At 74.3% G+C, this 5937-nt stretch carries 4 protein-coding genes; 2 read left to right on the top strand and 2 right to left on the bottom strand.

What is annotated here, in order from left to right:
• The coding region (locus ACFXDE_RS43595) for an RICIN domain-containing protein (RefSeq protein WP_380499760.1) at nt 1-572 on the top strand (572 nt) is incomplete at its 5' end.
• Nucleotides 573-609: 37 nt separating this feature from the next.
• On the opposite strand, the gene ACFXDE_RS43590 is transcribed toward ACFXDE_RS43595, so the two are convergent.
• Nucleotides 610-1782, bottom strand: coding sequence for a hypothetical protein (locus tag ACFXDE_RS43590; protein WP_380499759.1), 1173 nt, complete (start codon nt 1780-1782; stop codon nt 610-612).
• Between the two features lie 244 nt (nt 1783-2026).
• Between ACFXDE_RS43590 and ACFXDE_RS43585 the strand changes: the two genes are divergently transcribed.
• Nucleotides 2027-3841: an alkaline phosphatase family protein gene (locus tag ACFXDE_RS43585; RefSeq protein WP_380499758.1), complete on the top strand. Its 1815-nt coding sequence runs from the start codon at nt 2027-2029 to the stop codon at nt 3839-3841.
• Here the strand turns inward: ACFXDE_RS43585 and ACFXDE_RS43580 are convergent.
• Nucleotides 3799-5826: an SMI1/KNR4 family protein gene (locus ACFXDE_RS43580; RefSeq protein WP_380499757.1), complete on the bottom strand. Its 2028-nt coding sequence runs from the start codon at nt 5824-5826 to the stop codon at nt 3799-3801. The two genes, ACFXDE_RS43585 and ACFXDE_RS43580, sit on opposite strands and share 43 nt — an antisense overlap.
• Between the last annotated feature and the right edge of the window lie 111 nt (nt 5827-5937).

The raw sequence follows: 5937 nt of genomic DNA, 5'->3' as shown, positions 1-5937 counted from the left end.
CCGCCGGCCAGGCCCCCACCGGGAAGGCCCAGCCGCCCTCCGCCGCGCCGACCACCGGGGCGCCGGCGCCGGCCCCCGCCCAGCCGCCCGCCACCGTGCCGCCCGCGGTGCCGACGGCGGCCCCGCAGCCGCAGCCACAGCCGCAGCCCACGCAAGCGCCGAAGCCGGCGCCGCAACTGCCCCCGCTGGCGCAGCTCTCCCTCGGGAGCAACGCGTTGGACAACGCCTACTCCGTCGACAAGGACGGCAACCGCGTCGGCACCTATCCGGCCAACCGCTCCCCGGCTCAGCAGTGGCGCCTGGACTACTTCTCCGACGGGCGCTACCTCCTGCGCAACGGCTCGACGAACTACACCAAGGTCCTCGACCTCGAACTGACCACCGGCCGGATCCAGGTCTGGACGAACCCGCCGGGCGCGGAGAACCAGCTCTGGTCCTTCGTCCCGGTCCCCGGCGGCTACCAGGTCGTCAACTCCTCCACCAAGCAGTGCCTGACCTCCGACGGCATGGCTCAGTGGGTCAGGGTCCAGGCCTGCTCGGAGGCGGACAACCAGGTGTGGACGCTGTCCTGACGCGGACGCGGACGCGGCCCTGCCGGTACGACCGCGCTCAGCGCCCGGGCAGCAGGGACGTCCACACGTCCTGCTCGGCGGTGGCCGACCACACGACGTCGCCGTGGCCGTAGCCGGGGACGACACGGTAGTCCACCCGGGCGCCGCCCGCGCGGATCAGGCGGGCGCCCGAGTCGTGGTCGCCACGCCCGAGTTCGGCGTTGATCCAGACCACGTCGGCCCGGATCGCGGCCCAGTCGATCCGGTGGACGTCCGTCCGCCCGGCCCACACGGCGGCCAGGTCGCGCAGCAGGGCGGTGGGCTGGAGGCCGCTGCCGAGGCGCTCGATCGCCTCCGCCCAGACGGCCAGCGGGGTGTGGGTCAGGGTGAAGCGGTCCTCGGCTGGGGTGGGGCCGAAGGCGTGGGTGCCGCCGCTGTGGCCCCGGTGGTAGATCCAGTTGGCGGGGCCGGGCAGGTCACGGGTGTGGGTGAGCGCGTAGTGGAGCAGGCCGAGGTTGCTGAACCGCCCCGGCTCGCCCGCCTGTTGGGGCACCGGCCGGGGCATGCCGCTCGGCGCGTCCGGGGCGGTGGCCGCGCGGGCGAAGAGTCCCTTGAGACCGGGGTCGAGGGTCCCGGCACCCGAGTCCAGCTGCTGCTGGAGGAGGTCGGTGAGCGCCTCCGCCTTCGCGACCAGCTCGGGCTCCGTCGCGGGATCGTACGGGCCGGTGGTGTCGAGGACGAGGACGCGCCGGGGACCGGCGCTGCCGGTGGTGCCGGTGGTGCCGGTGGTGCGTGCGGCGGTGTCCAGGGCGAGTGCGGCTCCGGCCGAGTGGCCGAGGAGCTCGTACGGCAGGGCGGTGACGGCGTCGGCGGCCGTGATGACGCGTTCGAGGTCCGCCCGGTGCGAGTCCAGGCCCCAGGCCGTGCAGTCGTCGGGGGCCTCCGGCGTGAGGGCGTCCTCGCGGGGCGTCGTCCCGATGACCAGGTAGCCGTGGTCGGCGAGGAAGCGGGCGAGGCTCCGGCCCTGCGCGGTGCAGTAGTTGGCGGCGACGTTGAGTCCGCCGCCGGGGAGGAGGTGGACCACCCGCCGCGCCGTGGCGTCGCCGATCACGTCGACCGCGAGCTCGCCGCCCGCGACGGGAACGGTCAGGCGGTGGTGGTCCGCCCCGAGGCGGACCGTGCCGGTGCGACCGAGTGCCGCCCCCAGCTCCTTGACGATGTCGCCGACCATTGCCATTCCTCCCCGTGTCCTGCTGCGTCCTGCCGTCCCGCTACGCCGGACAGTCTGGCGTACGGAGCCGGCCAGGGGGACCGACGGCTCCGATCGTGCCCGTGCCACCTCGCCGCTCACGCAAAGTTGTCTGACCAAGTTCGGTCGCCGTTCTTCCCTCGGACAGCACCGGCCGGTACTTCTATGTCCGCTCATGGCGCGAAGCCATGGCGACCACCCTCACCAACGGGACGAGGTACCCCTGATGAGACTGCGCTGGAGCTCCCTCGGCGGGCTGCTCGCCGCACTCCCCCTCCTCGGCGCGACGGCCGTCGCCGCCCCCGCCACCGCCCACGCGGTGGCGGGCAGCGGCAACCTGATCGTCAACGGCGACGCGGAGGCCGGCGGCTACTGCACCAACGACTGGAGCGCCGCCACCACCGTCCCCGGCTGGACCGTCCAGGCCGGCGGCGTCAACGTGATGTGCCAGGGCGTCGGCTCCTTCGGCCTGCCGAACGACGGCAGGACGCCCGGCAAGGCCTTCTTCGGCCCGGGCAACTTCGGCGACGGCTCGATGTCGCAGACCGTCGACGTCTCCTCCGCCGCCACGGCCATCGACGGCGGCGGGGTGCACTACGACCTCGCCGGCTGGCTGGGCGGCTGGACCACGTACGGCGGCTACGTCGCCGTCAGCCTGCACTTCAAGGACGCCGGCGGCAACCCGGTCGGCACGACCGCCAAGCTGCCGACCGTCTCCGCGACCGACCGCGGCCTCGCCACCAAGTTCCTCTCCCGCACCGCCACCGGGGCCGTCCCGGCCGGCGCCCGGTCGATCCAGGTCGAGGTGCAGTTCCTCTCCACCACGAACGAGACCGGCTACCTGGACAACCTCTCGCTCACCCTCGACACCCCCGTCGCCGCCCCCGCCCCGGTCAGCCCGCCCGCGTCCGCCGTGCCCGGCTACGACCACGTGTTCACCGTCATGATGGAGAACACCGACTACGCCCAGATCATGAACGACCCGGCGGACACCCCGTTCATCCACGGCCTGATGGCCCAGGGCGCCACCCTCACCGACGCGCACGGCGTCTACCACCCGAGCGACGAGAACTACATGGCGATCGCCGGCGGCGACGCGTACACCAAGGGCGCCACCTACTGGCCCAACATCAACTCCCCGCAGCGCAACCTCGGCGACACCATCGAGGACGCCGGCAAGACCTGGAAGGCCTACGAGCAGGGCATGGGCACGCCCTGCAACACCACCACCCAGTACGACGCCAAGTACATGCCCGACGACGCGCCGTTCATCAACTACACCGACATCAGCGGCAATCCGGCCCGCTGCGCCGCCCACCTCTTCGACACCACACAGCTGACCACCGACCTCCAGTCGGCCGCCACCACCCCGAACTTCTCCTGGATCGCGGCCGACGACTACTACGACGGCGAGGCCTCCGGCAACGGCAGCGCCACCAGCCTGCAGGTCCAGGACGGCTGGCTGAAGCAGACCCTCGCCCCGGTCCTGTCCTCGCCCGCGTGGACCCAGCAGCGCTCCCTGCTGCTCCTCACCTGGGACGAGAGCTCGGGCGAGGCCTACAACCACGTCGCCACCGTCGCGGTGGGCTCGCAGGGCACCGTCCCGGCCGGCACCAGCAGCCCGCTGCACTACGACCACTACTCCATCGGCCGCACCATCGAGTCCGCCCTCGGCCTGCCCGGGCTGACCGCGAACGACACCTACGCGACCCCGCTCAACGCCGCGTTCGCCCCGTCCGCGGCCACCGGCCCGACGCTCACCGGCGACCTGAACGAGGTCGCGGGCGGCGGCAACGTCACCCTCCGGTACGCGCTGCCGAACACCTCCCAGGTCGCGGCCAAGAACTGGGTCGGCGTCTACCCGGCGGGCGTCACCCCGGGCTCCCGCTCCTCGCTGACCTGGGCCTACACGCCCAACCAGAGCGGTGCGGTCACGCTGTCGACCGGCAAGATCGGCGGCGCGGGCGCGTACGACGCCTACTACCTCGCCAACGACGGCTATTCGGTGCTCGCCGGACCGTTCCGGCTGACCATCGGCTGACGCCGGCGGCACCCCCGCCGCGGCCCGGACGCCCGACCGGCGTCCGGGCCGCGGTCGTTCCGCGGTCGTTCCGGCTTCCTCCGGATGCTGCGCCGATCACCGGCCGCGATCACCGACCGCCGGAGCCGCCCAGGGAAATCCGGGCGTACGTCTCGCCGGGGCCCGGGGGGGCGCGTCCAGGAACGGGTGGTGACGTGGTGGAGGCGGCCCTCGGTGAGGGCGAAGCGCGGGAGGCCCACACCGAAGTGGACGGCGATCGCCGCCAGGGCCCGGCGCTCCGCTCGGCCCCCGCCCCCGGGCGCGAACAGGACGTCCGGGTCGAGGGCGGGCGGTATGTCCGTGCCGGTGCGGTGGATCTCGGGGCCCCGGACGGTGAAGGCGTAGAGCTCGGTGCCCTGTTCGGCGACGGAGAGGTGGAAGAGGCCCTGATCCGGTGCGGACCACACCACCACGGCGCGCGTGCCGTGCGAGGAGGCCGCTGCGGGGGAGACGTAGCGCTGTTCGTCGTGACGGGCGGGGTGGGCGTCGAAGGCGAAGCTCCAGCCGGACCCGCCCGCGTGGCCGACGGCGGCGCGGGCCCGGTCGTCGTAGGTGTCGTAGGAGTTGTAGGAAACGAAGGAGTTGTAGGAGTCGTAGGAGGAACTGCCGCCGGCCCGGACGACTTCGAGGTGGGTCTCGTCGGGCGTCGCCGGTGCGCCGAGGGCGGCGTCCTCGGCACCGAGGCGCGCGGGAAGGTCTGCCGGGTGCACCCCCTCCACGAGGACGAACCGGTAGGCCTCGCGGTGGTCGGCGAGCCAGGCGAGCCCGTCCGCGTCCCCCGGGCCGGCGGTCGGCGGCGGGGCCGGGCGGCCGTCCCTGGGGGTGGCGAGCAGGGCGAGGGCGCGCTCCGGGGTGACCAGGGGCCCGAGGACGGGGTCGGCGAGCAGGCCGACCGGGGCCAGGTGGTCGGGGCCGACCGGCGTCCACTGCGGGAGCGCGGCGAGCAGCGTGTGCCAGGCGGCGTCCGTGCGCCCCCAGCGGGCCTGCTCGCGGGCCTGCTCGACCGCCGCGCCGAAGGGGCCCTCCGCGGTGTACCGGAACGTCCGCTCCTCGACCTCGCGCAGCACCTCGTCGGCCGGCTCCCGGTGCCGGCCGGAGGAGACGCCCACCCGGTAGCCCCAGACCGTCGCGTCGTGGCGGTTCGCCACCTGCTCGACCGCGAGCAGCGGCACCACCTCGCGCAGGTAGCGCGGATCGGCGGGCAGCGAGCCGTAGTCCACCAGGTACGTCCGCCCCAGTAGGCGGCGCAGCTGGTGCAGCATGCCCTTGGCCCGGGGCCGGCCGTACCCGGCCGCGTCGGCGAGCGCGGCGGCCGCCCGCTCGTGGTCGCCGCGCAGCGCGTCGAGCCGGGCCGCCTCGACCTGGGCGTCCAGGCGGCGGGTGGTGTCGTTGGCGAACGGCCGCTCCGCGTGGTGGTCGGCGGCGAGGCGGTGGAACTCCCGGTACTGCGCGAGCATGAACTCGCGGAAGGAGTCGTGCCGGGTGGGCGGGGAGTGGGACCACACCTGATGGCAGTAGACGGCCCACTCGCCGTGTTCGTCGGCGGCCTGCGGATCCAGCAGGACGTACGTCATGTCGGATTCGACGTCCAGTTGGAGCGCGCGCGCCCACATGCCGTCGAGCTCGCCCTCGTCGAAGTGCTCGCCGAGGCCGTCGGCGTCCTCGTGCCAGCGGGCCTCCCCGGCGCCGGCCAGGTGGTCGATGAACCCGCCCGCGTGCCGCCACCCGTCGGAGACCGCGAGGAACTCCCGGTAGGACGGCGGCAGTCGGCGCCCCAGCCGCTCCTCCGCCGCCGCTATCCGCTCCTCGTCGGCGGGCCCGAAGCCCAGCCCGCGCGCCCGCGCGGCCTCGTCGGCGGGCTCGTCGGCGGGCTCGGTGCAGGTGTCGGCCCACTCCTCGCTCCAGCGGGTGAGGAAGGAACCCCAGTCGAACGTCTCCTCGGTCATGGCGGCGATCCTTGCACGCACCACTGACAATTCCGGGCCCGACGGCCGCGGGGCGCCCGCCCCCGGGGGGGGGGGGGCCGCGGGGGCGTGCGAGACGGGGGGCCCGCCGCC

The sequence above is a fragment of the Kitasatospora sp. NPDC059408 genome, from assembly GCF_042751525.1.
Lineage (GTDB): Bacteria > Actinomycetota > Actinomycetes > Streptomycetales > Streptomycetaceae > Kitasatospora.
This window is presented reverse-complemented; position numbering and strand designations above follow the sequence as displayed.

Coding starts and splice junctions, on each gene's coding strand:
- ACFXDE_RS43590 (WP_380499759.1), bottom strand. CDS start 1,782: ATGGTCGGCGACATCGTCAAGGAGCTGGGGGCGGCACTCGGTCGCACC.
- ACFXDE_RS43585 (WP_380499758.1), top strand. CDS start 2,027: ATGAGACTGCGCTGGAGCTCCCTCGGCGGGCTGCTCGCCGCACTCCCC.
- ACFXDE_RS43580 (WP_380499757.1), bottom strand. CDS start 5,826: ATGACCGAGGAGACGTTCGACTGGGGTTCCTTCCTCACCCGCTGGAGC.